This is a genomic window from Stenotrophomonas sp. (assembly GCF_031995405.1).
Lineage (GTDB): Bacteria > Pseudomonadota > Gammaproteobacteria > Xanthomonadales > Xanthomonadaceae > Stenotrophomonas.
Window position 1 is genome coordinate 24,884 of sequence record NZ_DAMAGC010000005.1, and the last position, 25,160, is coordinate 50,043.

The window sequence follows — 25,160 nt, forward strand, 5'->3', positions numbered from 1 at the left end:
CAGGGCGTCATGGAGTGTCTCGGTCGGGCTCAGGGCGAGCTGCTGTGGGAGGAGATATCGCCGCGGATGATCTCGACACCGCGATCCAGGCGCGGGGCGGCGCGCGGCGCGCTGGCGCGGACCGGCGCCGGTGCGCGTGCGGCATGCGTGGCGCGGCCGGCCAATGCATCGCTGTCGATGCCGGCGTAGGCATCGTTCTCCGGCGATTGCAGCGCCAAGCGTTGCTCGGGGCTGAGTTCGCGACGCGCATCGAGCACGCCGCCGGGCTGGGCGAACAGGCTCTGGTCGGGCAGGCCGACATCGGCCGGATTGCGCAGCGCCAGGAACAACCGGCCCTGCTGCGCGCCCAGCAGCAGGCGGTTGGCCTCGGCCACCGGCACGGCCAGCACCGCGCTGCGAATGGGGGCGTTGGGGTTGTTGCCGGTGCTGCTGCCACTGGACGCGGACGATCCCTGGATGTCCTGTGCGCGGCTGTCGTTGGCGGTCGGTGCGGCGTCATTGGCCGCGGTGCTGGCCTGGCCCGGCGCGCTGTCGGCGGCGCCATAACTGAGCACGCGCAGCCGCGACAACAGCAGCCGTGCCTGCGCCTGGCCATCGGTGTTCATGCCCGGCGGCGCGCGCAGGTTGAGGAACACATCCACATAATCGCCGGGCAGGATGCGGTTGCCGGCGGCGACCAGTTCGTCCACCGGTACCGCCAGCGCGCGCTCACCGGGATTGAGGCGTAGCGCATAGCCCTGCGCCATCAAGGCGCCGTTCAACGCGGTGCCTGCCGCGATATCGCGCACCGGTACCGCGCCGGTGGCTTCGGCGATCGTGTTGTAGCCGCCCGTGGGCGCTTGCAGGGCCGCGCCGATGCGCAGGTCCGACGCGGCGATCGGGCGCCCGGCGGGCAGGGCAGTGGCCGCTTCCACCACCGGCCACTGTCGTGGCTGGCCGGCAACCTGCGGCGCAGGTGCAACCCCGCCCGGCGCCGCGCGTCGGCTGACCAGAAACGCCACCAGCGCCAGCAGCAACGCCAGCGCGATCAGTGCGACAGCGGCGATGCGGGTCAACTTGAGCATGCAGCGGACTCCAGGAAAAGGGCGCGGCGCATCACGGCGTGCCCAGGTCGAGCTGGGCCACCGCGGTGCTGCGGATCGGCTGGGTGATCAACCAGCCGTAGACGCGGCCGGTACCGGGCAGGAACGGTTTGCTGCTGTAGTCGTAGCTCACCGAGACCTGGATGCACTGGGCACTGGCCAGGCCGACGCAGGGCGCGGGCGTGGAGACCACGATCGGCGGCGCGCCGGCCGAGCTGCAGTTGGCCTGTTGCCCGGCGAAATTCAACAGCCACTGCATCGAGCGTTGCGCGGCCTGGCACGCCGCGACCCGGCGGTCGTTGGTGCTGGCATACCGCAGGGAGGCGCGCGCACCTTCGGCCGAGGCCAGTGCCAGGGTCTGCTGGGCGGCCATGATCATCACCCCGGTATAGGTGAGCATCAGCAATGGCACCAGGCCCAGGATCAGCATGAACGCGAATTCGATGGTGACCACGCCGCGCTGCCGTGTGCGGGCAATCCAGTGCATGGCGTGGCGGTTCATGGGCCCGCTCCGTAAGTGCTCCAGGCGATGAAGCCCAGTGTGGTGAAGGCAAGATAGGCGGCATACGGAATGCCGACCCGGCCCTGCCGCAGTGCCTGGATGTGACGTGCCGTCGGGCGCGCCTGCCAGTGCTGCTGCGCCCGGGCATGCAGCCATTGCGCACGCAACGGCAAGCTGGCGCGCAGGCCCGGAGCGAGGATCACGCAGAGCGCGTGGGCACCGGCCATCAGGCTGCTGATCACCCAGATCGGCAGCAGCGCCGGGGCGCCGAGCAGCAGCCCGAGCACCGCGAAATACTTCACGTCGCCGGCCCCCATCCAGCCCAGCAGGTAGAACGGGAGCAGCGCTGCCAGACCCACACCCAGGCCGGCCAGATGCGTGCCGGGAAACGCTGCCGCGCCGCTGCCCCACGTCCACAGCAACCATCCCAGTGCCACCGCACCGACGCACGCCAGCCAGCGATTGGACACGCGCCGCGCGTACAGGTCGCTGATCGCGACCTGTGCACTCAGCAACAGGGCCAGGACGGGCAGTAGTAACATCCGATGGGTCCTCCGTGATAGCGCATCGAACCGGGGAACAGCGGTAAACCGTTGGCATCGCCGCAGGCGCGCCGCCTGCAGTCACCTGCCTTGCGGGGGGGCGGCGCCGATCAGCCGGTCGAGGGCGCGCTGCTACCGCCGGCGCTTTCAACCAGCGTTTTGAGCTTGGCGAACAGCGAGGTGAACATGTCGCTGAGGCCGGTCTTTGCGGCAACCACCAGGACGCCGGCGATCACGGCGGCGAGGATGCCGTATTCGAGCGCGGTGACGCCGTCTTCTTCGGCGAGGAAACTGCGGATGGAGGCTTTCATGACGGTCTACTCCCTGTTCCGGTCAATCAATGGGACTGCCTGCGTGTGGATGGGGGATCTCCGGCTCCGCCGGATCCATCCTGTGGCCTGCGCGCTCCGTGCGCAGGATGCGGCCGCGCGTGCGGCCGCAGGCCTACCTGGGCATTGCCAGGCAAGCCATGTGCGGAAAGGGCGGGGCAGGCAGCGTCGCATCGCGCGGCGTCATCGCCAGCGCATCCTGGTTCGGGAACAGCGTCATATCCCTGAGCGTCTGCATTGCATCCCCCTGTCGTGCAAACCCGGTTTCCGCCATGGAGCTGCCGGGGTGCGTGCCTGCCGGAAAGTCCGGCGCGATCAACAGTATTCAAATCAATCATCGGCAGCGATGCATTCGACTTTAACCGCTGCGGCTCGCTCTTTATCCATCCCTGAGCGTTGACCAACATTTAATGTTTATAAAGTGAAAGAGATGTGTTTATGTGGTGACGAAGCTGTGATGACGGATTTTTGACGGTTGATTTAGACCGTTCCAAGCTGTTTCAAAGGGTTTTCTTCACGCGCAGAGCCTGCTGTTGCGGTGGGTTTACCTTCCGGCGAGTTCATGCATACTTGCCGAAAATGCGCATCGATAATCGGGCCACGACCCGTGCGCAATATGCAGGAAGAAGATTGCAGTATTTCCCGTTGCCGCGCTGGCGGCCGGTGGCGGGTTTATGCAGGGCATTCGCCGCGGACATTCAGGAAGAGACGGGCGCAGCCGGTTTGACTGGCGTCGCGCGCATCCAGGCGCAAGGGGGCATCACTGTCATGGTAGATGGTGTAGTGGACGACAACGGCGACAGCGCGCTCAGGCCCTATGACCTGGCCACGCTGAGCGGGGTGTTGCGCGTCTGCGACCTGGAGATGGTGCTGCTGGACGGCAACGGTCCGCGTGCGAGTCTGCATTCACGGGTACATGATGAGGCACTGTTCTGCACCGCGCACTGCGGGTTCCATTTCCGTGGCCGCTTCATGTTGCCGCAGGACTGGTGCCTGCTGGGGTTCATCCATGCCACCGACGAAGGCCGGAGCTGGTGCCACGGCATTCCGCTCAGCGCAGGCATGGCCGTGACCGTGTTGCCGGAAGGCATCAGCGAGTTCACACTCAGCGCGGGCACCCGCTTGAGCCTGCTGCTGGCCCCGATGCAACGCGTGCAGCGCAAGCTGACCGAACTGAGCCTGCGCAGCACGCTGCCATCGGGACAGGCGCTGTCGCTGTTCAACGTGGACGGCGCACCCGGTCAGTCCGCGCTGCTGCAGCGTTATGCCGAACTGCACACACAACTGGCCGAGCCGGGCGGGCTGCTGGCCGCCGACGCGGTGGAATCGCTGCTGCACGCGCATATCCATGCGCTGCTCGGCGCGGGGAACGAGGACCGTCCGTCCAACACGCGCGCGCGCCGGGCACACTATCTGATCGCGCAGCGCGCCGAGAATTTCATGCGGCTCAACCTGCGTCGCTATATCTACATGCATGAAATCTGCGACGCGGCCGGTGTCAGCGAACGCGCCTTGCGCTACGCATTCGAAGACTTGTTCGGCACCTCGCCGAACCGCTATCTGTCGATGCTGCGCTTGTGCGCGGCCTGCCGTGGGTTGTCGATGGCCGACTCCAGCCGCAAGTCGGTCAAGGCGGTGGCGCTCAGCTGCGGCCTGTGGGACCTGTCGCGGTTCGCCGACAACTATCGGCGTGTGTTCGGCGAGCTGCCGCGCGACACCTTGATGCGTGCGCCGGCCCAGATCGGCAGCCCGGCCTGATCCTTTTCCTCGCGCTCCACCGTGGGTTCCCCGCCGCCATGCACGTTTCCGGCAATCTGCCGGAATTGCGCATGCCGCTGCCGGTTATGGTTCCTGTCTTGCCGGAACGCACGCATGTGCTGCCGGAATGAAGTGCCCCGCCGATGACGTGGCGACTGTAATGACATCCAAGTGCCGCAAGGCATGGCTGATGCAGTCCACATCGTCCGTACACGGGGGAATACCTGATGAACCGTATTTTTCGACTGGTCTGGAGCCACCGGCTGAATGCCCTGGTGGTCGTCTCCGAAGTGGCCACCTCACGCGGCAGCCTGGTGGCCGGCCCCGTCGTGGTGCATCTGAAGGTCCCGCTCTCGCTGCTGTCGATGGGCCTGGCACTGGCCCTGTGCAGCGGCACGGCGCTGGCCAGTGAAAGCCAGACGCGCAGCGACCTGGATGCGCTGACCGCCAAGTACGCGCCACTGCCGGTCAAGGTGGATGCGGACACCGCGCTGGCGGCGGTGGTGCGTACCCGCGACAGTTCGCCCGCACTCAGCGCCGATGCCAACGTCAATCTGAACCTGGGCCTGGGCAAGGCCGCCGGGGGCGCGAACGCGTTGCTGGGTGTGCAGGTGGGCAGCAACGTCCAGGCGACACTGCCACAGCAGGTTGCCGTGCCCGGCACGACCGCGGCCGCCGCGACCACGCTGGGCGTTTCGGTCGGCGGCAAACCCGTCCTGAAACTCGACACCGGCGCGCATGCGGCGGTGGCGGTGGCACCGAAGACCTCGGTGCAGGCCAAGGCGACACTGGGCACGACCGCTACCGTCGCCGCGCTGAAACGCGATGGCGCGGCGTCCGCCGGCGTGGCCGCTGCGGTCGATGCCGACGTGGGTCATGCACTGGCCGCGAAGGTCGACGGCAAGGCGAACGTCGATGCCAGCGTGGCGATCGGCACGCATGAGACGGTCAGCGCCGGCGTGGACGACGCGGTCAACGCAACCCTGGTGACCGGCGTTGCCGGTGGCGTGAAGGTGGATGCGCTGGCCCATGCGGTGGTCGATGCCGACCGTAACCAGAAACTGGTGGATGCCAACGCGGGCCTGATGCAGACCAGCGCGTTGACGCTGTCGCCGACCGCGGCCTCCGGTGGTCTGCTCGGTGGCGTGGGTGAACTGCTCGGCGGCGTCGGCAACACGGTGGGCAACGTCGTGGGCGGCGTGAGCAACACCGTGGGCAACGTGGTCGGCGGGGTCAGCAACACGGTCGGCAACGTGGTGGGTGGCGTCAGCACTACGGTCGGCAACGTGGTCGGTGGCGTGGGCAACACGGTCGGCAACCTCGTCGGCGGCGTAGGCGGGGTGATCTTCCCGGCGCCGACCTCGCTGCCGCCGGGGCATCCCAAGGCGCCGGCACCGGCCGATCCCAATGCCGGCCTGATCATCGGCACCGGTGGTCTGGTGGGCTCGCTGTCCACGCTGGTCGGCCCGACCGCGCAGGGCCTGCTGGGTGGCGACGGCTACGTGCGCAACGGCAACCTGGCCGTCAACAGCGCCAATGTCATGCAGACCTATTCGGTGACCAACGTGCTGGGCCTGCCGGTGGTGAACCTGACCCCGGCCGGCACGCTGCTGAACGGGCTGGGCGGGGCCGCCACCGGCGGCAGCTCGCACCTGACCCTGATCGGCGGTGTCACCTCCGACAGCTACATCTACAACATCAACAACGGCAACCCCAACGGGCTGCTCGGCCTGTTGCTGCCCGACCAGGCACCCGGCTGGTCCAACAAGTGCGTGGACCTGCTGGTGGCCAGCATCGATTGCTGGGCGGTCAACGCCGCGCAGGACTACCAGGTGCTGGTCGGTGACGGCGCCTATGCCAACGGCTCGCGCGAAGTGGTGATCGGTGCCAATGCGCGCCATGAGCTGGCGCAGGTGGATGCCAACGTGGCCTTCCCGGGGGCAGGGCAGAACGATCCGAACGACCCCACCGGCGTGCCCACCGCCGACTATGCCGCGCGCATGGGCCACTCGGTGGTGGTGGGCGACAGCGCCAAGGGCACGGCCAACGGCCAGGTGCTGCTGGGCGCGGAGGCAACCTCCACCCAGGCCAACAGCGTGGCGCTGGGCTATCGCACGGTGGCCAACCGCGGCGCGCAGGCCAGCTACAACGCCTACGGCCTGAACACACCGCAGATCTCCGCCGGTGAAGTCTCGGTCGGCTTTGCCGGTGGCGAGCGCCAGATCACCAACGTGGCCGCCGGCAGCCTGGCCACCGACGCGGTCAACGTCGGCCAGCTGCAGGGTGCGATCAGCCAGATCGACGCGCTGGATGGCTTTGCGGTGACCTACGACGACGACGGCGCCGGTGGCGCCAACTACCGCCGCGTCACCCTCGGCGGGGGCACCGGCACCACCACGCTGGGCAACCTCGCGCCGGGCGCGGTCGGCGCGACCAGTACCGAGGCGATCAACGGCGCGCAGCTGTTCTCCACCAACCAGGCCATCGTCGACTATTTCGGCGGCCTGACCGCGTTCGACCCGGCCACCGGAACCTGGACCGCGCCGAGCTTTGCGATCACCACCATCTCCAACAGTGGCGCGATCGCCCAGGGCGTCTATGACAACACCACCGATGCGTTCTCGGCGGTGGATGGGTCGCTGGTCAACCTCAACAGCCAGATCACCGACATCCGCAACGGGGCGGGCAGCAAGTACCTGAAGATCAATTCCACCGGGCTGGAAGCGGCGGCCGCCGGCACCGACAGCATCGCGGTGGGCACCGGTGCCTCGGCGACCGCGGCCAACGCCATCGCCGTGGGTGCCGGTGCGGTCGCCGACCGCGACGGCACGGTGTCGGTGGGTGCGGTGGGCAGCGAGCGCCAGGTGGTCAATGTCGCCGCCGGCACGCTGACCACCGACGCGGTCAACCTGGGCCAGCTGCAGGCTTCCGAGCAGGGCGCGCTGCGCTACGACGATAACCCCGATGGCAGCATCAACTACGCCAGCGCCACGCTCGGCAATGGCACCGGCACCACCCGCCTGGGCAACCTCAGCGCCGGCGCGGTCACCGCGGTGAGCACCGAGGCGATCAACGGTGCGCAGCTGTTCAACGCCAGCCAGGCGCTGGCCACGCACCTGGGCGGCGGCGCCGCAGTGGACGTCAACGGGGTGATCAGTGCGCCCACCTACACGATCAATTCGGTGTCCAGCACCGGCCAGGTCACCGCGGGCGACTACAGCGACGTGGGCACGGCCTTCGACGCGGTCAGCCAGTCGCTGGCCAACGTTGCCGACCAGACCGACGCAGTGGACAGGCTGGCGGTGAAATACGACGTCGATGGCGCCGGCAACGCCACCGACACGGTCACCCTGACCGGCACCGGCAGTGGTGCCGCGGTGGCCCTGACCAACCTGGCCGACGGTACCGTACTGGCCGGCAGCCGCGATGCGGTGACCGGCAACCAGCTGTTCCAGACCAACAACGCGATCATCGGCTACTTCGGCGGCACCACCAGCTTCGACCCGACCACCAACCTGTGGACCGCGCCGACCTTCAGCATCTCTTCCATCGCCACCGATGGCAGCGTGCTGAGCAACGACTACAGCAACGTCACCGTTGCCTTTGCCGCCGTCGATGATTCGCTGGTCAGTCTCAACACCCGCATCAGCCAGATCCAGCCGGGCGCGGGCAGCCCGTTCGTACAGGTCAACTCGACCAAGGCCGCCGCCAGCGCGACCGGCGCCAACAGCATCGCCATCGGCCCGGTGGCCTCGGCCAGCGGCAGTGGCAGCACCGCGATCGGCGATGGCGCCACCGCCAGTGCCGACAACAGCGTCGCACTGGGCGCCGGCTCGGTGGCCAGCGTGGGCGCGGAGACGGGCTACACCGGTGCCTTCGGCAGCGCCGGCGGCAGCAACTCGGCAGGTGAAGTGGCGGTGGGCAGCACCGGGGGTGAGCGCAAGGTCACCCACGTCGCCGACGGCTCGGACCGCTATGACGCGGTCAACGTCGGCCAGCTGCAGAACGGCGTGAGCTACGCCATCGACCAGTCCAAGGCGTACACCGACACCCAGATCAACAACATCAACAACGGCACCTCGGGCATGTTCCAGGTCAACAACACCAACAACCTGGCCGCACCTGCGGCAACCGGTGCCAACGCGGCCGCAGGTGGCGTCGGCTCGACCGCCGCCGGTGCCAACAGCACCGCGCTGGGCAATGGTGCCAGCGCGCAGGCCAGCAACACGGTGGCGCTGGGCGCGGGATCGGTGGCCAATCGTGACGACACGGTCTCGGTCGGCAGCGCCGGTGCCGAGCGCCAGATCACCAACGTCGGCGACGGCAGCGCCGCCACCGACGCGGTCAATGTGCGCCAGCTGCAGGCCTCGCAGCAGGGCACGATCCGCTACGACACCACCGTCAACGGCACCACCAACCTCAACAGCGTCACCCTGGGCAGCACCAGTACCGGGCCGACCACCGTGCACAACGTCGCCGCCGGTACCGCCGGCACCGATGCGGTCAACGTGGACCAGCTGCGCGCGGGGATGAACCAGAGCCTGGACTGGTCCAAGGCCTACACCGACGAACGCTTCGATTCGTTCGACCGCAACCTGCGCCGCACCGACGACCGCGCCTCGGCCGGCGTCGCCGCGGCGATGGCGGTGGCCGGACTGCCCCAGCCCTACGAGGCGGGCCGCAGCATGGCCGCGGTCGCGGCAGGCAGCTACAACGGCGAATCGGGCGTGGCGATAGGTATCTCCGGTGTATCCCAGGGCGGCCGCTGGATCTACAAGGTGGCCGGCACGACCAACAGCCGTGGCGAAGGCGGTGTCTCGGTGGGCGCCGGCATCCAGTGGTGAGGCGGCAGTACCGATGCGTCGTCAATGATCGCTCCCGGTGACCGCCATCGGCGGCGCCGGGAAGTCCAGCGCGGTTTCGCGCACAAGGGGGAATCCATGTCCGCAGCATCCAACACCCATGACCCCGCGCCGTTGCTGCGCTCGCTGTCGCTGTGCCTGGCGGTGCTGCTGTTCAGCGCCTGCGCCAGTGGCGGCAGGCACACGCCGGTGCTGGCAGCCGAGGCGGTGGGCAGCCCCCCTGACAGCGGAATTAGCTTCCCCGATCCGCAGCGGGCTTCGCTCAAGGAGGGGTTGTTCGTCAACCTGGACAACCTGCGCCTGTTCGCGCGCGGGATGAGCAAGCGACAGCTGTACACGCTGCTGGGGGCGCCGCATTTCGGTGAAGGCATGTGGGGCGTGCGCGAGTGGAACTACCTGTTCAACTTCCGCAGCACCCCGGGCGGGGACTATTTCACCTGCCAGTTCCAGGTGCATTTCGACAACAAGGGCATTGCCCAGGCCGGCTACTGGAAACCGCAGGCCTGCGCGGCGCTGCTGCAACCGCCCGCGGCGCCGCCGCCACCGCCGCCGCGTCCGGCACCGATGCCTGCTGAACCAGTGCGGCTGTCGGCCGATGCGCTGTTCGGGTTCGATAGTGCGGTGCTGACCGATGCCGGTCGACACAGCGTGGAGGCGCTGATGCAGCAGGTGCGCAGTGCCAGCCAGACGCAGACCATCCAGGTGCTGGGCTATACCGACCGGATCGGCAGTGACAGTTACAACATGCTGCTGTCGCAGCGGCGCGCCGACGCAGTGCGTGACGCGCTGGTGCAAGGCGGTGTTCCCGCCGCCGCGATCGTTGCCGAGGGACGCGGCAAATCCGATCCGCTGGTGCAATGCATGCAGGGCGACCGCAAGGCGGTGATCGCCTGCCTGGCGCCGAATCGTCGCGTGGAAATTTCCGGCCTGGCCCAGCACCGCTGAACCCTTGCGCGGCCGGTGGCCGCGCGTCCTCCCCCCCGTCCGGCTCCAGCGCGATGCGGCTGATGCGCATCGATCGGAGCGCCTTTTGACCTGGCTCGTCGCTCCGGCGGGATGTCTCCCCCGTCATCGCACTGGGGCGGCGGGCCAGGTCACCCTTCCGATGACCCCGCCCGTGCCCCCGTGCCGGTGCGCGACCGTTACGGCATCAGCACCTTGTCGACGACATGGATGACGCCATTGCTCTGGCGCACGTCGGCGATGGTGACGTGTGCGGTATTGCCCTTGCTGTCGGTAACGGTGATGCCCTTGCCGACCTGGCGCGCGGTCAGCGCTTCACCCTGCACGGTGGTCAGCGAGGCCTTGCCGCCACCCTGCTTGATCCTGGCCAGCAGCGCGGTGCTGTCCAGGTTGCCCGGCACAACGTGGTAGGTCAGCACCTTGGTCAGGTCGGCCTTTTTTTCCGGCTTCAGCAGGCCCTCTACCGTGCCCTTGGGCAAGGCGGCAAAGGCGGCGTTGGTCGGGGCGAAGACCGTGAACGGTCCGGCACCCTTGAGCGTATCGACCAGCCCGGCGGCCTTCACTGCGGCGACCAGCGTGGTGTGGTCCTTGGAATTGACGGCGTTGTCGATGATGTCCTTGTTGGCGTACATCGCTGCGCCACCGACCATCGGGTTGGCGGAGGTGGCGGCCATGCTGGTGGCGGGCTTGGCCATCGGCGCCTGCGCGAACGCGAGCGGGGTGGCGGCGGTGGAAAGGCAGGCAAGCAGGAGCAGACCGGTGAACGAGGTTTTCATGTGCTTCTTCCCGACAGTGGCGTCCAAGTGACGCATGGGTACCTACGCGGAGAGCGACGCGCTGGATGCAGTGCCGCGCACATTGATTGTGTGACGGCCAGGTGAGGGCGGATCAGTCGTTGCCACGCGCGCTGGTGATGGTGGCGCCTTCGCGCATCACCCGCGTTACCGGGGTCTTCTCCACCACCTCCAGCAGCCGCTGCCACTGCGCATCGCTGAGTGTCGCGCTTGCATGCAGGATGCGGTGTACCACCAGCCTGTCTTCCGCATCACGCGTGGACGACAGCTCGGCGCGGAACTCGCCCAGGTCCCAGCCTTTCTTTTCCGCATACATGCGCAGGGTGATCGCGGTGCATGCCGACAGCGCGGCCAGGTACAGCTCGAACGGTGCCATGCCGGCGCCATGGCCACCCAGCGTGGCCGGCTCGTCGGCGATGACTTCATGGGCGCCATTGCCGATTCGGTGGCGGTAGTTGATGCCATCGGAAACGATCTGGACCTGTGCCATGGGGATGCCTGCAGTCTGGTGGAGCGCGCAGGATCGCATGCACTCGGCCCTGCCACCGGCGCCGCGGCTGGAATGCACCGTCGCGCGTCGCACCGTTACTGCACGCCGGGAACCTGCACCTTCAGTGCCGCGGCCTCGACATCGCACCCCGTGGGTGCCACGCCGCTGCCGCGCAAGCTGCCGATCTCGGCACGGGCAGCGGCCATGTCCGCAGTGAAATCGGCATTGGCATGCAACGCGGCGACGGCGCCGGCGGCCACTACGCGCCCCTCGAGCACGTCGCTCTGCCAGTGCGCGTTGCAGACCAGCCGGTTCTCGCCGAACGCGCGACCGCGCGCCAGCAGGGCATCGGCGCGGTCCGGACTCAGTTCGGTCAGCAGCAGCGCCCAGGTCCAGCTGATGGCGGTATGCCCGGACGGATAGGAGCCATCGGTGCGCAGTTGCGCCTCATCGTCCGGGGCGCAGGTAGCTTCCTTGTAGTACACGAACGGCCGGGTGCGCTTGTAATGGTCCTTGGCGGCGTAGGTGGCCAGCCCGGCGTCGACCAGACTGCGCTGCAGCAGCAGGTACAGCCGCGGCGTGTCCTGCTGGCTGATCGGGATGCCGAGCGCGCAGGCGAACGCGTTGGCCACGTGCGGGAAACGCAGGTCTGCATCGGAACTGGCCAGCGCATAGCGCGGCGTGCCGCGCAGTGTCTGCGATGCGCGGCTGACGGCCTGGTCCTGGGCGAAGCCGGCCGAGCCCCTGGCGGGCGGCGCCGGCAGCAGGGCCAGGCTGTCGGGCAGGGCGCGACCGAGGTAGCCGGCCGGAATGCCCGGCCGCAGCTCGGGCACCGGCTTTGCAGCCACCGCCGTTGCAGGCGGCGTGGTGGGGGTGGCCAGCGGGGCGGAGGCGCAGCCGGCGAGCAGCAGCGGCAGCAGCAGGCGCAGGGGGCGCGCAGCGGTCATCGGTCTCTCCCTGAAAGGTGCGGATGCGGCCCGACCAATCTGTCGCGGCATGCAGCGGCGCACAACCGCCTTTCTACGCGCGCGGCGCCAGTAAGTTTACTGTCGGTGCGGCGGCATCGTCCTGCAGGTTGAAGCGGACTTCGATGCGGGTGCCACCCATCGCGCTGCGTCCCACCAGCAGCGTGCCGCCGAGCAGCCGTGCGCGTTCCTCCATGCTGATCATGCCCAGTCCGGGCGCGGCACGGCCACTGCACGGCGGCATGCCGATGCCATCGTCGTCGATGCGCAACAGCAGCTGGTTCGCCACGACGGTGACCAGGACATCGGCGACGCTGGCCCGGGCATGCTTGTCGACGTTGTTGACCGCTTCCTGCACGATCCGGAACAGGCTCAGCTCCTGGTCATCGCGCAGCCGTGGCGGGTCCTCGATGCGGCAGCGCAGGTGCAGCGCGCCACGCGCATTGCGTTTGATGCAGAACGCATCCAGCGCACTGGCCAGGCCGGTGAAGCGCAGGATGCTCGGATGCAGCTCATGCGAGATCGAGCGGATGTCATTGGCCACCGACAGCAGCTGCTCCTGCAGTTCGACCACGCTGGGGCGCTCGCTGGCCGGCACCTGGTTGCGCAGCGCGCTGAGCCGGATGGAGATTGCCGCCAGCGACTGGTTGACGTCATCGTGCAGGTCGCGCGCGATCCGGGTGCGCTCTTCCTCCTGCACCACCAGCATGCGTCCGGTGACCTCGCCGAGCCGGCGATAGGCCTGCTGCAGCTTCAGGTGGTTGGAGAGTTTCTGCTCGGACAGCGCGCCCAGGAACAGCAGCGCGAAGCCGGTGCACAGGGTCCACGCCTGGGCAGTGACGAGGTTGCGTTCGGGACTCCACAGCGCGAACGGCCCCAGTCCTTCCATGCTCAGCTGCATGCCCAGCACCGCCACCACCAGCATGGCCAGGCTGGAGCCGGTGACCCCGAACACGATCAGTGCCCACACCAGCAGCGGAATGGGTGCCAGTGCCAGCAGCGGCGTGATCACCCCCACCGGCCAGTCCATGCCCCACAGCAGGCCAAGCCCGGTCACCAGCAGCACGGCGACGCCGATCGTGCGCCAATGCCAACCGTGCCGGCGCTCGGGGAGGTGCACGACGCGGGCGATGTTGACCACGCAGGGGACGATGAGCAGGTAGCTGACCGCGCTGCACAGGATCAGTTCCTGCAGTTGCAGCGCCGGCAGGGCCGAGGCCGCGGTCGAGGCCGTCATCAGCTGCAGCCAGGTGCTGCCCAGCGGGAGCACCGCGCATGCCAGCAGCAGGAACAGTGCGATATCCCGATAGCCTTCCAGCGCCGCGCGGGTTCCGCGCCACTGCAGCAGCAGCCACGCCACGACCGCCACCAGCGCGAACTCGCCAAGACTGGCCAGCACGCGCGAGACGGCGATGAACGGGACGAACAGGAAGGCCAGTACGGTGCCCGCGCAGGCCGAAAGCAGGCACGTCCTCCAGGCCTGGCGGGGTGAGAACAGCAGCCATGCCAGCAGCAGGGGACCGGGTACCCACAGCACGTGCAGGCGGAACCCGGGCAGTTGTGCAAGCGTGGGCAGCAGTTGACCGAGCAGGCAGCCGCACATCAGCGGCAGTACCTGCGTGAACAGTGTGGGTATGTCCGGTGAAGCAGATGTGCAGGGCGGCGATCGAGGTGTGGCTGTCTTCGTGGTGACGACCTGCGCCGCCCGCGGAGCAGCCTGCTTCGGTTGGGGGATCACCTGGACCATGCACCTTGGTACCGCACGTGTGGGTAAAATGTTGACCGGCAGCACATGCCGCCGATATCGCAATCGCATCCGATGTCTATCGTGTCGTGATACAAATCACACTTGTAAGTTCCGATCCTTTCCCGCCTTGTCGCCGTGTCGCTTCCGACCCACAATCGCGGCGATGTAAGCAGGTTCCCTTTCCTCGCGCTATCCGATTTCCGACCTGCCCAAGGAGCTGGCATGGACGAACCGATGGCCCCCTACAGCCGCTTCGTCGTGGATGGCTTCGATGCCGATGCGTTGCTGGGCGTTGTGCGCGACACCCGCTTCGAACAGCGGCTGCTGGGCGCGGGACACTTCCGCGCCTGTCTGCAACGCCTGGTATTTCCCGAATTCAGCCTGGACAGTGGCGCCTACACGTTGCCCATCTTTGCCAGCGGCAGCTTTGCCGAGGGCATGCTCGCCCTGGCGATGGCGATGTCCTGCACGCAGCCGATGTGGGCCAACGGCCGTTGGATCGGCGCCGGGCAGGTGATGGTGTTTGCCGAGGACAGCGAGTTGAACGTGCGTCCCAGCCCGGGTGGCTGGCAATGGGCGGTACTGCTGATCCCGCGCGAGGTGCTGCAACGCGCTGCCGTGGCCCGGCTCGGGCGCGAGCTGCGCGTGCCACGGCGGGGATGGTGCAGCAGCCCCGCCGCGCCGGCCGACGCGCGCAATCTGCGCGAGGGCGTGTTCAAGGTTCTCGACGATGCGGCCGCCCGGCAGGGCCTGATCAGCCCGGCGCAGCTGGACGCGCAGGCCCAGCTGCTGTTGGGCGTATTCGTCGATGCGGTCGGTGCCAGCGACGCCGGCCCGGAGCGGCGAGGCCTGGGCAGCGGGGCCGAGCGGCATCGGGAGGCGCTGGTGCGGCGGGCGGAAGGGTATCTGAAGACGCAGCTGGACCGTCCGTTCGACAGCCGCATGCTGTCCCTGGCGCTGGGCGTGGGCGAACGGCAGCTGGAACGGGTGTTCCGTGATGCCTACGGACACGGGCCCTGTCACTGGCACCAGATGGCGCGGATGAATCTGGCCCGCAGCGCACTGCTGCACGCCGGCCGCACGGCCAGTGTCACCGAGATCGCAACCCGGTACGGCTTCGCCCACCTGGGCAGGTTCTCCGTGATGTACCGCACTGTTTTCGGGGAATGTCCGCGCGACACACTGAGGACATGAATCCGTTGCAGGGCGACATCGCCGCTCGATCCCTGAAAACAGGCACGTTGTGCATCAAAACATCACGGTTCCGTCACGGTAGGGATCGCATGTTCGGCACACGCAGTGTCAGTGTCTGCAACTCAATCAGGGGATGATTGATGCCAACGGAGACCATGCAATGGATGTTTCGTGTGCACGCGCGGCGGGGCCGCAGTTCCGCAAGGTAGTGGTGGCCGATGACCACATGCTGGTTGCGCAGGGCATAGAGCGGTTGCTGATGGACTGCTTCGATTCGATCGTGCTGGTGTCCTCCGGGGAGGAGCTGGTGGAAACGGTGCGCCGCGATCCCCCCGACGTGATCGTTGCCGACATCAGCATGCCCGGCATCAGCGGGATCGAGGCGATGCGCATGGTGCATGAGGAAGGCTATGCGATGCCTTTCGTGTTCCTGACCATGCATGACGAATCGAGCATGGCCGCCGAGGCGATCCGTGCCGGCGCACGCGGCTACATCCTCAAGAGTTCGGCCGGGGACGAGCTGGTCCGCGCGCTCAATGGGGTGATGGACGGGCAGACCTATGTCACCCCGACCGTGGCGGTCAACGCGATCGTGTGCTCGGGCCGGCGCCAGTACAGCCTCACCGACAAGCAGCTGCGCATCCTGGAGTACGTGGCACTGGGCCTGCGTTCCAAGCAGATCGCCTACGAGCTGGGCGTGTCGGTACGCACCATCGAATCGCACAAGTACGCGATCATGCAGGAGCTGGGCGTGCATGGCACGCTGGAGCTGGTGCGCAAGGCCGAACAGGAAGGCCTGATCCGCCACTGAGGCCGTGTCCTGCGCGCCGGCAAGTAGATTTACTTGCCAGCGTCCGGTTGTTTTTCCCTTGTGCCCCCCCCGGCGCTCCGCCCACCATCGGCTCATGCGTGGAACGGGCGGAAGCGATGAATGCGGTCCGTGTGCTGCTGGCCGAAGATGGATGTGCGATGGGGCGGCAGCTTCGCGGCCTGCTGTGCCAGCAGTTCCAGGTGCTCGGGCTGGTCCAGGACGGCGCCTCGCTGGTGCAGGCCGCGCAGACCATGCTGCCCGACGTGGTGGTGACCGATATCGCCATGCCTGAAATGAACGGACTGGACGCGGTGCGCCGGCTGCGCGCGCAACGCCCGGTGCTGGGGGTGGTGTTCATCACCGTGCACGCCGAGCCGCAGATGGTGGCCCAGGCGATGGCAATGGGTCCGTGCAGCTACGTCCTCAAGTCCGACGCCGGCGATGACCTGCTGCAGGCGGTGCAGGCGGCGGTGGATGGAGTGTCGTTCGTGTCGCGGTCGCTGCGCGCGCCGGGCCACCGCGACCGCGACTAGACCAGGATCCCGACCAGCTTGCTGACCAGTTCATCCACCGACATCGCCAGCAACACCAGTGGGCACAGCGGCAACAGGGCGTACAGGGCGATCCACAGCAGGTTCCAGCGGTCCAACGGCACCACGGCCATGCTGGCCAGACCCTTGTAGACCCCGCTGAAATCGGCAAATGCCGATGCGTCCCCGTGGTCGAGCAGTGAGTCCTCGTCGGCAGCGGATGCCGCGCCGGCCTGCCAGCGCTGGTCGAACAGTGCCGCCGCCCGGTTGCCCAGCGCATCGAAGCGGTACAGCGCATGCCGTTTGGTGCGCATCAGCAGGGGCATCAACAGCAGCAGCGGCGCCACCAGCAGCGCGGTGGCACCGATCACGTAGCCGGCCAGCAGGTGGCGCACGTCGTACAGGGTCTGCCCCAGCCAGGTGATGTGGTTCAGGCACGCGCCGGCCAGCAGCAGCCCGCCGGCCATCGACAGTACCGCGAACCGCTCCTGCGCGATGCCCAGGAAGGCCAGGCCGCCGGCGCCGTCGGGGTGCTCGGCATGCAGCACCAGGCCGCTGCGCGGCAGGCGCCACAACAGCCAGGTCCACAACAGGTAGCGCCACAGCCACAACAGCGCCACCAGCCGGAACAGCGGCACCGCGACCCATTCGTACCAGCGTCCGGCCGGAGTCAGCACCGCGCCGTCCAGTCGCCAGTCGATCACGCCGGGCAGCAGGCTGAGGGCGGTGCCCGACAGGAACAACGGCAGCACTGCGATCAGCACGCACAGCGCTTCGGGCACCCAGCCATCGCGACCGCGGCGCACCTGCTGCAGCAGCGCGTGCAGGCGTGGCAGGCGGCGCGCGGGCACCAGGCTGGCATGGCTGAGCTGGCGGAACGCATTGCGCAGCAGGGCATCCGAGCGGGGCGCGGCGATCACCAGCAGCGGCAGCGCCAGCAGCAGGCGTGCCAAGGTGGCGTAGTCGCCGAGCAGCGACATCGCCCCGTGCTTCGGCAGCAGCGTGCCGTCCACCGCGGTGAGCAGCAGCATCGGCAGCAGCGACACCGCCACCAGCAGCAGGGCCAGCCACAGCGAAAGATGCGCACTGCCACCCAGTGCGCCGGTGGCGTGCAGCAGCCGGTGCACCAGCCCGCCGCGCATCAGTGAGTAGCTGTCCTGGTCCATGTAGCGAGCATAACGCTGCCCCGGCCGTGCGCCGGCGCAGTAAAAATACTGGGGGCGGTGCAGTACCAATCCCGATTGTGCCGGTCTGCGCACGCGCCCAAGCTGGGCACCTGTCGCAAGGACTCCGCCGATGCTTCTGGTGATCGACTTCCTCACCCGCTTCTGGACGGACATGGTGGACCGCGCCGACGGCCCGATGACCTTCCGCTTCTTCCTGCAGCCGAGCATGGCGCTGATCACCGCGCTGATCGACGGCATCAAGGACGCACGCGCCGGCAAGGCGCCGTATGCGTGGCTGCTGGCGCACAGCGGTGCGGAACAGCGCCTGGGCATCTGGCGCGAAGGCGTGACTGCTACCGCGCGGATCCTGTTGCTCGGCGTGGGCATGGATGTGATCTACCAGTTCCGCATGTTCGGCGGCTTCAAGTATCCGGCCGAGGCGTTCGTGATCGCGGTGGTGCTGGGCTTCCTGCCGTACCTGGTGCTACGGGGCCCGATCAGCCGCATTGCCGGCTGGTGGCTGCAGCGCCGCGCCGCCCCCCCGCCCAAGGACCCCCAGCCATGACCCGCGACGACCCGCGCAAACAGTTGACCGATCGCGCCGTGACCATCGAGCAGGCACGGGATCTGCTGGGCGGCACCGATGCGGCGTCGATGGAGCTGTCCTCGCGCCGCACCGGAATGTCATTCCAGCGCACCCGGATGAGCGCCGACCGCACGCTGATGTCGATCATCCGTACGGCGCTGTCGCTGATCGGCTTCGGCTTCACCATCTACCAGTTCTTCGGCCACATGCTGGAAGTGCCGGGCAGCGGCCTGCGCCCGCACGCCCCGCGCAACTTCGGCGTGGCGCTGGTCGCCCTCGGGATGGTGCTGCTGACCCTGGGCATCGTCTACCACGTGCGGTACATGCAGCAACTGCGCGCCGAGCGCCAGCTGATGATCGGCGAAGGATTGATCCATGGCGAAAGCCACTACCCGATCTCGCTGACCCTGATCACCGCCGGATTGCTGTGGCTGCTGGGACTGATGGCCATCGTCAGCATGACCTTCAACGTGGCCCCGTTCGCATAGGTGCACCGGCTCAGGCCGCACCCCTGGCCGGCACAGCGTCGGCATCCCTTGATGTTCACCGGAGACTGTCATGGCAAACGCAAAGGCCGCCGCACCGAACAAGCCCGCTGCTGCAGCGAAGAAGAGCAACGGCAAACGCCCCAACATCCTGGTGATCTGGGGCGATGACATCGGCATCAGCAACCTGAGCTGCTACAGCCAGGGCCTGATGGGGTATCGCACGCCCAACATCGACCGCATCGCGCAGGAGGGAACGCTGTTCACCGACTCCTACGGCGAACAGTCGTGCACGGCCGGACGTTCCTCGTTCATTACCGGGCAGAGCGTGTACCGCACCGGCCTGTCCAAGGTGGGCATCCCCGGCGCGCCGACCGGCATGAACGAAAAGCTGGTGACCATCGCCGCCCTGCTCAAGAACCAGGGCTACGCCACCGCGCAGTTCGGCAAGAACCATCTTGGCGACCTCAACCACATGCTGCCCACCAACCACGGCTTCGACGAGTTCTACGGCAACCTGTACCACCTCAACGCCGAGGAAGAGCCGGAGATGTACGACTACTTCCCGGAGAAGGACTTCCCGAATTTCCGCAAGACCAGCGGGCCGCGCGGGGTCATCCGCAGCTGGGCGACCGACAAGGACGATGCGACCGAACAGGAGCGGTGGGGCAGGGTGGGCAAGCAGAAGATCGAGGATACCGGGCCGTTGACGCCGACCCGGATGGAAACCTGCGACGAGGATTTCGCTGCCACCGCCAAGGACTTCATCAAGCGCAAGCACGATGAGGACACCCCGTTCTTCGTCTGGGTGAACTTCACCCACATGCACCTGTTCACCCACACCAAGAAGGAAAGCCTTGGCCAGGCCGGTCGCTGGCAGTCGCCCTACCACGACACCATGATCGACCATGACCGCAATGTCGGCTCGCTGCTGGACTACCTGGATGAGCTTGGGATCGCCGAGGACACCTTCGTGATGTACTCCACCGATAACGGCCCGCACCGCAACTCGTGGCCCGACGGTGGCACCACCCCCTTCCGCAGCGAGAAGGACACCAACTGGGAGGGCGCGTTCCGTATTCCGATGGTGGTGCGCTGGCCTGGCCACATCCCGGCCGGCACGATCGCCAACGGCATCGTGCAGCACCATGACTGGCTGCCGACTTTCCTGTCGATGGCCGGCGACCCGGACGTGACCGAGAAGCTGAAAAAAGGCTACAAGGCCATCGGGCGCACCTACAAGAACCATATCGACGGCGTCGATCTCACTGGCTATTTGACCGGCAAGGAGAAGGAGAGCCCGCGCAAGCTGTTCGTGTACTTCAGCGACGACGGCGATGTGATGGCCATCCGCTACGACAACTGGAAGGTGTCGTTCATGGAGCAACGCTGCAAGGGAACCCTGCAGGTGTGGTCCGAACCGCTGATCCGGCTGCGCCTGCCCAAGGTCTACAACCTGCGCACCGACCCGTACGAGTTCGCCGACATCACCTCCAACTCGTACTACGACTGGTTCCTGCATCACGATTACATCCTGTTTGGTGCGTATGCGATCGCCGACAAGTTCGCCGCCACCTTCAAGGACTTCCCGCGGGTGCAGAAGCCGAACTCGTTCACCATCGACGATGCGTTGGCCAAGCTGAGCGACGCCTGCGCCGGCAACCAGTAGCGCGCACGGTGGCGGGGAGGGCAGCCTCTCCGCCACTGCGAAGGACATCGCGGGCGCCGCACGCGCCGCCGCTTTCCCGAACCAGGAGCCACTCCGATGCGTGATCACGCCGTCCCCTTCGTCGCGTCGCCGCCTTCTGCGCGGCAGGCCCCCATGCGTCCTGCGACGACCGTGGAGGGATGGGCATGAGCGTCGTGGCCGACACCATGATCGACATCGATGGCGGGGTGTTCCTGATGGGGTCCAATGACCACTACCCGGAAGAACGTCCCGCCCACAAGACCCGCGTGGACGGGTTCCGGATCGATCGCTACCCGGTGACCAACCGGGACTTCTCGCGGTTCGTCCGCGATACCGGCCATGTGACCGCAGCCGAGACCCCGGCCGATCCACGCGATTATCCGGGCGCGGACCCGGCCTTGCTGCTGCCGTCCTCGGTGGTGTTCGTGCAGCCGGCGCATCCGGTCGACCTGTCCAATCCACACAACTGGTGGCACTACATCGGCGGCGCCGACTGGCGCCACCCGCGTGGGCCCGGGTCGAGCCTGGAAGGGCTGGACGATCATCCGGTGGTGCACGTCAACTTCGCCGATGCGCTGGCCTACGCGCAGTGGATCGGCAAGGACCTGCCGACGGAAGCGGAATGGGAGTTCGCCGCCCGGGGTGGCCGCCAGGAGGGGGAGTTCGCCTGGGGCGACACCCTGACCGTGCGTGGCCGGCACCAGGCCAATACCTGGCAGGGCGAGTTCCCGTGGTTGAACCTGGACGAAGACGGCCACCGCTGGACCTCCCCGGTGGGCAGCTACGCGCCCAATGGCTACGGGCTGTACGACATGATCGGCAATGTCTGGGAATGGACCGCCGACTGGTATCAGCAGCACGACCAGCTTCAGGGCCGCCCGTGCTGCGCGATCGACAACCCCCGCGGCGGCGAGCGCGAACGCAGCCATGACCCGCGCGATCGCAGTGCGATTCCGCGCCGGGTGATGAAGGGCGGCTCGCACCTGTGCGCCCCCAATTACTGCCGTCGTTACCGTCCGGCCGCACGCATGGCGCAGCCGATCGACACCTCCACCTGCCATCTCGGCTTCCGTTGCGTGGAGCGCCGATGAACCGCCCCGATCCGTCGCGCCGCCCCTATTGGAGGATCGCCGATGCTTCCGCTCAAGGCATGGCTGTTGGCCATCACCGAACCGGTGGTGGTGCTGATCGATGCGATGGCCATGGTGCTGATCGTGCTGGCCACCGTGCTCGCCTTCGTGCGGGCGCTGCGGCTGGCGCTGCGCGGCAATGCGAGCAACGTGGAGCGCCGCGGCTTGTGGCTGGAGTACGGACGCTGGCTGGTGGCGGGCCTGACCATGCAACTGGCCGCGGACATCCTGGAATCCTCGATCTACACCAGTTGGGACGCGATCGGCCAACTGGCTGCGATCGCGCTGATCCGGACCTTCCTGAATTTCTTCCTGGAGCGCGACATCCAGGAAGTGCGCGAACGCCAGCACCGCATCGTCCCGCCCGGGCCTGCGACCGCGGGCACCGACCGAACCGAGAGGTAGCCCGCATGGCCCGTCCAACCCAGCGTCATTACCGCCGCGCCAGCGGCGCCTGCGCGGCCCTGCTGGGCGCGTTGGCGCTGGCCGCCAGCCTGCAGGCGCATGCCACCGAGGGCGCGCTCGGGCGATCGATCACCGGTATGCAGATCACCTCCTACGCCGGGGTGATCCCGCCCGAGCCCGGCATGCAGTGGTCGCTCAGCTATGTGCACTACGACGGCAGGATCAGCGGCAACCGACCTGCGCCCATCGCCGGGCAGATCTCGCTGGGGCTGGAGGCCGACCTCAGCCTGACCGCCGCTACCGGCGTGTACGTGTGGCCGACCACCACCGGCAAATGGAACTTCGCCTCGATGTTGACCGTGCCGTACGTCACCGCCGACGTCACCGCCAGCCTCGAGGGTCCGCTGGGCGGACGGCGCCAGGTCAAGGACAGCGCGTCCAACCTGTTTGACGTGTACTTCGCGCCGTTCATCGCCGGCTACCACATCGACCCGGTCCAGCATGTCTCGTTCGGCCTGTACGTGTACGCCCCCACGGCCAAGTACGACCCGAACCGCCTGGCCAACCCGGGGCTCAACATCTGGACGCTGTCACCCAGCGTGGGCTACACCCACCTGTTCCAGAAGGGCACCCTGGAGTTCAGCGTGCTCGGCGCGGTGGACTGGTACAGCCGCAATGACGACACCGACTACAAGAACGGGCTCGTGCTGCGGACCGATGCGCTGCTGGTCAAACGCACGCCCAGCGGCTGGGGCTTCGGTGCCGCCGCAGGCTGGTTGCAGCAGGTGCAGGACGATGACGGCGCCACCGCCGACCGCCTCGACGGCTTCAAGGGGCGCTCGTTCGGCATCGGTCCGGTGCTGACCTACGGGAAGAAATGGGCCGGTGGCGAGCACGTGGACGTGTCGCTGCGCTACATCGGCGAGTTCAGCGTGCGCAACCGGTTTGAAGGCGATCCCTGGAACATCTCGATCAGCGGCGGATTCTGATTCCGTCCTCCCGCTTTGCTGCCTGGAGAAACGCGCATGGCTGCCGTATCCCGCCACATCTACTGGTCCACCTGCCTGCTGCTGGGCGCACTGGCGCCTGCGGGCCAGGCGGCCACGCGCGTGGCCAAGCCACCGCCTGAACCTGCGACGGCGGCCGTTGCCGACTCCCCCGAGCGCGACCCGGAGGCGTTGGCCGCGCTGGATCGCATGGGCGCGGCATTGCGCGCGCTCACGCAGTTCTCGCTCGTGTCCCAGGCCAGCACCGAAGTAGTACTCGATGACGGCCAGAAGATCGAGCTGGACGGGACGGTCACCTACAAGGTCAAGACGCCGAACCAGCTGTTCCTCGAGCTGCGCAGCGACCGCCAGTTGCGCCAGCTGTTCTATGACGGCAGCAGACTCTCGCTGTACTCGCCGCGCTTGAAGTACTACGCGCAGGTGGACGGGCTGGGCGCGACGCTGTCCGAGCTGGTCGAGGATGCGGCCAACCGCTATGGGATCGAGATGCCGTTGGCGGACATGTTCCTCTGGGGCACCGACAAGGCACCCAAAAGCGCCATCCGGGGGGCGCTGCACGTTGGTGGCGGCATCGTCGATGGCGAGGCGGTGGAGCAGTATGCCTTCCAGCAGGACCAGGTGGACTGGCAGATCTGGATTGCCAAGGCCACCTCGCTGCCGAAGAAGCTGATCATCACCGCGCTCGACGACCCGGCGCTGCCGCAGTACCGCGCCGAGCTGCACTGGAATACGCACAGCGCGGTGAACGCAAGCGCCTTCCAGTTCACCCCGCCTGCCGATGCGGCGCGGATCAAGCTGGTTCCGGTGGCCGTGGTGGTCCTCGATGCCGCGCGGGAGAAATGACATGCAGACCCTGATGCGCAATGAGCTGGCCCTGTGGGTGCTGTGCACTGGCGCGGTGCTCGCACTGGCGTTGTGCGCCGAGCCGGCGGCCGCCCAGCACGCCGGTTTCCGCGGTGGCGGCGGCGCGCGGGCAAGTGCCCATACCAACATCAACCGACCCGTGCAGCGGGGGCAGGGTGGAGCGGTCAACCGCAGCTTCAACGGCAACCGCAACGTCGATGTCAACCGCAACGTCAACCGCTCGGTGAACCGCAACGTCAACGTCAACGTGGACTACCACGACGACCACTGGAACCACTGGGACGACCATCCCTTCGCTACCGCCGCCGCAGTGACGGCCGGCGTGGCGGTGACCTCGGCGGTGATCGGTTCGATCGTCAGTGCGGTGCCGCCCAGCTGCGTGACCACGGTGATCAACGGCATGGCCTACCAGCAGTGCGGCAGCACCTGGTACGAACCGCGCTATGCCGGCACCACGGTGCAGTACGTGGTGATCAACCCCCCGCGCTGACCGCAGGTGTTGCCCGTTTACCGTCCCACCCGTCGCTGCGTCTGGCAGCGCATCCCTTTCCGCAACTGGAGCGTGCGTCATGAAAGCCTTCGCCATTGCCGTCCTGGCCAGCTCGCTGGTCGCCTGCGCGTCTTCGCCCACGGTGAAGACCGACTACGACACCACCGCCAACTTCGCGTCCTACAAGACCTATTCGTGGGCGATCACGCCCCAGGCCGGCTCACCGCTGGTGCAGCAGCGCATCGTGGCCGGCATCAATGCCCGCCTCCAGGCCAAGGGCCTGCGCGAAACGCCGCAGGGCGGCGACATCGCGCTGGCCGCGCACATCATCACCGCACAGAAGCAGACCCTGGATACCTTCTACACCGGCAGCGGGATGGGCGGGTGGGGGTGGCGGGGCGGCTGGGGCGGCGGCATGGCCATGGGCAGCGCGACCACCCAGGTGCATACCTACGACGTGGGCACGCTGGTGGTGGACCTGTTCGATGCGCGCACCAAGCAGGCGGTGTGGCGCGGGACGGCCAGCGGCACCGTGCCGAGCTCGCCGGACAAGGTCAATGCGGCCGTCGACGCAGGTCTGGACAAGCTGTTCGCAGCCTATCCGCCGGGCGCCGGCGCGGCCCGCTGAGTCGCATCGGCCCGGTCCACAGCGCTTTACCGCGCGGCGTCGCGCCGGGATTCTCCCTCCTGCCGGCGCGCCGTCGCGCACCTTCCCCGCACGCCGAGGTGCCTCGTGTCGATCCATTGCCGTGCGCTTGGCTGCCTGCT

General features: G+C 67.6%; 24 protein-coding genes. 15 read left to right on the forward strand and 9 right to left on the reverse strand.

Features of this window, described 5'->3' with window-relative positions:
* Positions 1-29 precede the first annotated feature (29 nt).
* The 4 genes from cpaB to RTO53_RS01705 form a co-directional block, all read right to left on the reverse strand.
* Entirely contained in the window at positions 30-1,064 is a 1,035-nt protein-coding gene (gene cpaB, locus RTO53_RS01690) for a Flp pilus assembly protein CpaB (RefSeq protein WP_312236157.1), read from the reverse strand.
* A gap of 31 nt (positions 1,065-1,095) precedes the next feature.
* Positions 1,096-1,584, reverse strand: a complete 489-nt coding sequence (locus RTO53_RS01695; protein ID WP_312236158.1) for a pilus assembly protein — start codon at positions 1,582-1,584, stop codon at positions 1,096-1,098.
* Positions 1,581-2,126 (reverse strand): prepilin peptidase, encoded by a 546-nt coding sequence (locus RTO53_RS01700; RefSeq protein ID WP_312236159.1) that lies wholly within the window; start codon positions 2,124-2,126, stop codon positions 1,581-1,583. Before RTO53_RS01700 ends, RTO53_RS01695 begins: the two co-directional genes overlap by 4 nt.
* A gap of 110 nt (positions 2,127-2,236) precedes the next feature.
* Positions 2,237-2,437, reverse strand: a complete 201-nt coding sequence (locus RTO53_RS01705) for a Flp family type IVb pilin (RefSeq protein WP_312236160.1) — start codon at positions 2,435-2,437, stop codon at positions 2,237-2,239.
* A gap of 786 nt (positions 2,438-3,223) precedes the next feature.
* Here RTO53_RS01705 and RTO53_RS01710 point away from each other — a divergent pair.
* The 3 genes from RTO53_RS01710 to RTO53_RS01720 all read left to right on the forward strand — a co-directional run bounded on the left by RTO53_RS01710 (position 3,224) and on the right by RTO53_RS01720 (position 10,020).
* Positions 3,224-4,213 (forward strand): helix-turn-helix domain-containing protein, encoded by a 990-nt coding sequence (locus RTO53_RS01710; protein ID WP_312236161.1) that lies wholly within the window; start codon positions 3,224-3,226, stop codon positions 4,211-4,213.
* Positions 4,214-4,440: 227 nt separating this feature from the next.
* Positions 4,441-9,057: a YadA-like family protein gene (locus tag RTO53_RS01715; RefSeq protein WP_312236162.1), complete on the forward strand. Its 4,617-nt coding sequence runs from the start codon at positions 4,441-4,443 to the stop codon at positions 9,055-9,057.
* A gap of 96 nt (positions 9,058-9,153) precedes the next feature.
* Positions 9,154-10,020, forward strand: a complete 867-nt coding sequence (locus tag RTO53_RS01720) for an OmpA family protein (protein WP_312236163.1) — start codon at positions 9,154-9,156, stop codon at positions 10,018-10,020.
* Positions 10,021-10,217: 197 nt separating this feature from the next.
* Here RTO53_RS01720 and RTO53_RS01725 read toward each other — a convergent pair whose 3' ends face one another.
* From RTO53_RS01725 to RTO53_RS01740, 4 genes are all read right to left on the reverse strand, one after another.
* Positions 10,218-10,733 (reverse strand): fasciclin domain-containing protein, encoded by a 516-nt coding sequence (locus RTO53_RS01725; RefSeq protein ID WP_312236200.1) that lies wholly within the window; start codon positions 10,731-10,733, stop codon positions 10,218-10,220.
* Positions 10,734-10,926: 193 nt separating this feature from the next.
* Positions 10,927-11,322, reverse strand: coding sequence for an OsmC family protein (locus RTO53_RS01730; protein ID WP_312236164.1), 396 nt, complete (start codon positions 11,320-11,322; stop codon positions 10,927-10,929).
* Between the two features lie 95 nt (positions 11,323-11,417).
* Positions 11,418-12,269: a phosphatase PAP2 family protein gene (locus RTO53_RS01735; protein ID WP_312236165.1), complete on the reverse strand. Its 852-nt coding sequence runs from the start codon at positions 12,267-12,269 to the stop codon at positions 11,418-11,420.
* Between the two features lie 73 nt (positions 12,270-12,342).
* Positions 12,343-13,890, reverse strand: coding sequence for a histidine kinase (locus tag RTO53_RS01740; RefSeq protein ID WP_312236166.1), 1,548 nt, complete (start codon positions 13,888-13,890; stop codon positions 12,343-12,345).
* A gap of 366 nt (positions 13,891-14,256) precedes the next feature.
* Here RTO53_RS01740 and RTO53_RS01745 point away from each other — a divergent pair, with 366 nt between their 5' ends.
* The 3 genes from RTO53_RS01745 to RTO53_RS01755 all read left to right on the forward strand — a co-directional run bounded on the left by RTO53_RS01745 (position 14,257) and on the right by RTO53_RS01755 (position 16,572).
* Entirely contained in the window at positions 14,257-15,228 is a 972-nt protein-coding gene (locus RTO53_RS01745; RefSeq protein ID WP_312236167.1) for a helix-turn-helix domain-containing protein, read from the forward strand.
* 160 nt (positions 15,229-15,388) lie between these two features.
* On the forward strand, positions 15,389-16,039 hold the full coding sequence (locus RTO53_RS01750) for a response regulator transcription factor (RefSeq protein WP_312236168.1): 651 nt from the start codon (positions 15,389-15,391) through the stop codon (positions 16,037-16,039).
* A gap of 116 nt (positions 16,040-16,155) precedes the next feature.
* Positions 16,156-16,572 (forward strand): response regulator transcription factor, encoded by a 417-nt coding sequence (locus RTO53_RS01755; RefSeq protein ID WP_312236169.1) that lies wholly within the window; start codon positions 16,156-16,158, stop codon positions 16,570-16,572.
* Here RTO53_RS01755 and RTO53_RS01760 read toward each other — a convergent pair.
* Positions 16,569-17,735, reverse strand: coding sequence for a hypothetical protein (locus RTO53_RS01760; protein WP_312236170.1), 1,167 nt, complete (start codon positions 17,733-17,735; stop codon positions 16,569-16,571). The two genes, RTO53_RS01755 and RTO53_RS01760, sit on opposite strands and share 4 nt — an antisense overlap.
* A 130-nt stretch (positions 17,736-17,865) precedes the next feature.
* On the opposite strand from RTO53_RS01760, the gene RTO53_RS01765 reads away from it, so the two are divergent.
* The 9 genes from RTO53_RS01765 (at position 17,866) to RTO53_RS01805 (ending at position 25,020) form a co-directional block, all read left to right on the forward strand.
* Positions 17,866-18,300: a hypothetical protein gene (locus tag RTO53_RS01765; protein ID WP_312236171.1), complete on the forward strand. Its 435-nt coding sequence runs from the start codon at positions 17,866-17,868 to the stop codon at positions 18,298-18,300.
* Positions 18,297-18,809, forward strand: coding sequence for a DUF202 domain-containing protein (locus RTO53_RS01770; RefSeq protein WP_312236172.1), 513 nt, complete (start codon positions 18,297-18,299; stop codon positions 18,807-18,809). The genes RTO53_RS01765 and RTO53_RS01770 overlap by 4 nt, the downstream gene beginning before the upstream one ends.
* Positions 18,810-18,879: 70 nt before the next feature.
* Entirely contained in the window at positions 18,880-20,475 is a 1,596-nt protein-coding gene (locus RTO53_RS01775) for an arylsulfatase (RefSeq protein WP_312236173.1), read from the forward strand.
* Positions 20,476-20,660: 185 nt separating this feature from the next.
* Complete coding sequence (locus RTO53_RS01780) at positions 20,661-21,587, forward strand: formylglycine-generating enzyme family protein (protein ID WP_312236174.1); 927 nt, start codon at positions 20,661-20,663, stop codon at positions 21,585-21,587.
* 42 nt (positions 21,588-21,629) lie between these two features.
* Positions 21,630-22,031: a DUF1622 domain-containing protein gene (locus RTO53_RS01785; RefSeq protein ID WP_312236175.1), complete on the forward strand. Its 402-nt coding sequence runs from the start codon at positions 21,630-21,632 to the stop codon at positions 22,029-22,031.
* A gap of 5 nt (positions 22,032-22,036) precedes the next feature.
* Positions 22,037-23,020, forward strand: coding sequence for a transporter (locus RTO53_RS01790; protein ID WP_312236176.1), 984 nt, complete (start codon positions 22,037-22,039; stop codon positions 23,018-23,020).
* A 36-nt stretch (positions 23,021-23,056) separates the two neighbouring features.
* The gene (locus RTO53_RS01795; RefSeq protein WP_312236177.1) at positions 23,057-23,881 is read left to right on the forward strand and encodes a DUF2092 domain-containing protein; all 825 of its coding nucleotides are present in this window, start codon (positions 23,057-23,059) and stop codon (positions 23,879-23,881) included.
* Between the two features lies 1 nt (position 23,882).
* Entirely contained in the window at positions 23,883-24,392 is a 510-nt protein-coding gene (locus RTO53_RS01800) for a hypothetical protein (RefSeq protein ID WP_312236178.1), read from the forward strand.
* Between the two features lie 79 nt (positions 24,393-24,471).
* Positions 24,472-25,020 (forward strand): DUF4136 domain-containing protein, encoded by a 549-nt coding sequence (locus RTO53_RS01805; protein ID WP_312236179.1) that lies wholly within the window; start codon positions 24,472-24,474, stop codon positions 25,018-25,020.
* The last annotated feature ends 140 nt before the right edge of the window (positions 25,021-25,160 follow it).

What these genes read in the sequence shown, in the direction of transcription:
- cpaB (WP_312236157.1), bottom strand. Translation starts at nt 1,064, where the DNA reads ATGCTCAAGTTGACCCGCATCGCCGCTGTCGCACTGATCGCGCTGGCG.
- RTO53_RS01695 (WP_312236158.1), bottom strand. Translation starts at nt 1,584, where the DNA reads ATGAACCGCCACGCCATGCACTGGATTGCCCGCACACGGCAGCGCGGC.
- RTO53_RS01700 (WP_312236159.1), bottom strand. Translation starts at nt 2,126, where the DNA reads ATGTTACTACTGCCCGTCCTGGCCCTGTTGCTGAGTGCACAGGTCGCG.
- RTO53_RS01705 (WP_312236160.1), bottom strand. Translation starts at nt 2,437, where the DNA reads ATGAAAGCCTCCATCCGCAGTTTCCTCGCCGAAGAAGACGGCGTCACC.
- RTO53_RS01710 (WP_312236161.1), top strand. Translation starts at nt 3,224, where the DNA reads ATGGTAGATGGTGTAGTGGACGACAACGGCGACAGCGCGCTCAGGCCC.
- RTO53_RS01715 (WP_312236162.1), top strand. Translation starts at nt 4,441, where the DNA reads ATGAACCGTATTTTTCGACTGGTCTGGAGCCACCGGCTGAATGCCCTG.
- RTO53_RS01720 (WP_312236163.1), top strand. Translation starts at nt 9,154, where the DNA reads ATGTCCGCAGCATCCAACACCCATGACCCCGCGCCGTTGCTGCGCTCG.
- RTO53_RS01725 (WP_312236200.1), bottom strand. Translation starts at nt 10,733, where the DNA reads ATGGCCAAGCCCGCCACCAGCATGGCCGCCACCTCCGCCAACCCGATG.
- RTO53_RS01730 (WP_312236164.1), bottom strand. Translation starts at nt 11,322, where the DNA reads ATGGCACAGGTCCAGATCGTTTCCGATGGCATCAACTACCGCCACCGA.
- RTO53_RS01735 (WP_312236165.1), bottom strand. Translation starts at nt 12,269, where the DNA reads ATGACCGCTGCGCGCCCCCTGCGCCTGCTGCTGCCGCTGCTGCTCGCC.
- RTO53_RS01740 (WP_312236166.1), bottom strand. Translation starts at nt 13,890, where the DNA reads ATGTGCGGCTGCCTGCTCGGTCAACTGCTGCCCACGCTTGCACAACTG.
- RTO53_RS01745 (WP_312236167.1), top strand. Translation starts at nt 14,257, where the DNA reads ATGGACGAACCGATGGCCCCCTACAGCCGCTTCGTCGTGGATGGCTTC.
- RTO53_RS01750 (WP_312236168.1), top strand. Translation starts at nt 15,389, where the DNA reads ATGGATGTTTCGTGTGCACGCGCGGCGGGGCCGCAGTTCCGCAAGGTA.
- RTO53_RS01755 (WP_312236169.1), top strand. Translation starts at nt 16,156, where the DNA reads ATGAATGCGGTCCGTGTGCTGCTGGCCGAAGATGGATGTGCGATGGGG.
- RTO53_RS01760 (WP_312236170.1), bottom strand. Translation starts at nt 17,735, where the DNA reads ATGGACCAGGACAGCTACTCACTGATGCGCGGCGGGCTGGTGCACCGG.
- RTO53_RS01765 (WP_312236171.1), top strand. Translation starts at nt 17,866, where the DNA reads ATGCTTCTGGTGATCGACTTCCTCACCCGCTTCTGGACGGACATGGTG.
- RTO53_RS01770 (WP_312236172.1), top strand. Translation starts at nt 18,297, where the DNA reads ATGACCCGCGACGACCCGCGCAAACAGTTGACCGATCGCGCCGTGACC.
- RTO53_RS01775 (WP_312236173.1), top strand. Translation starts at nt 18,880, where the DNA reads ATGGCAAACGCAAAGGCCGCCGCACCGAACAAGCCCGCTGCTGCAGCG.
- RTO53_RS01780 (WP_312236174.1), top strand. Translation starts at nt 20,661, where the DNA reads ATGAGCGTCGTGGCCGACACCATGATCGACATCGATGGCGGGGTGTTC.
- RTO53_RS01785 (WP_312236175.1), top strand. Translation starts at nt 21,630, where the DNA reads ATGCTTCCGCTCAAGGCATGGCTGTTGGCCATCACCGAACCGGTGGTG.
- RTO53_RS01790 (WP_312236176.1), top strand. Translation starts at nt 22,037, where the DNA reads ATGGCCCGTCCAACCCAGCGTCATTACCGCCGCGCCAGCGGCGCCTGC.
- RTO53_RS01795 (WP_312236177.1), top strand. Translation starts at nt 23,057, where the DNA reads ATGGCTGCCGTATCCCGCCACATCTACTGGTCCACCTGCCTGCTGCTG.
- RTO53_RS01800 (WP_312236178.1), top strand. Translation starts at nt 23,883, where the DNA reads ATGCAGACCCTGATGCGCAATGAGCTGGCCCTGTGGGTGCTGTGCACT.
- RTO53_RS01805 (WP_312236179.1), top strand. Translation starts at nt 24,472, where the DNA reads ATGAAAGCCTTCGCCATTGCCGTCCTGGCCAGCTCGCTGGTCGCCTGC.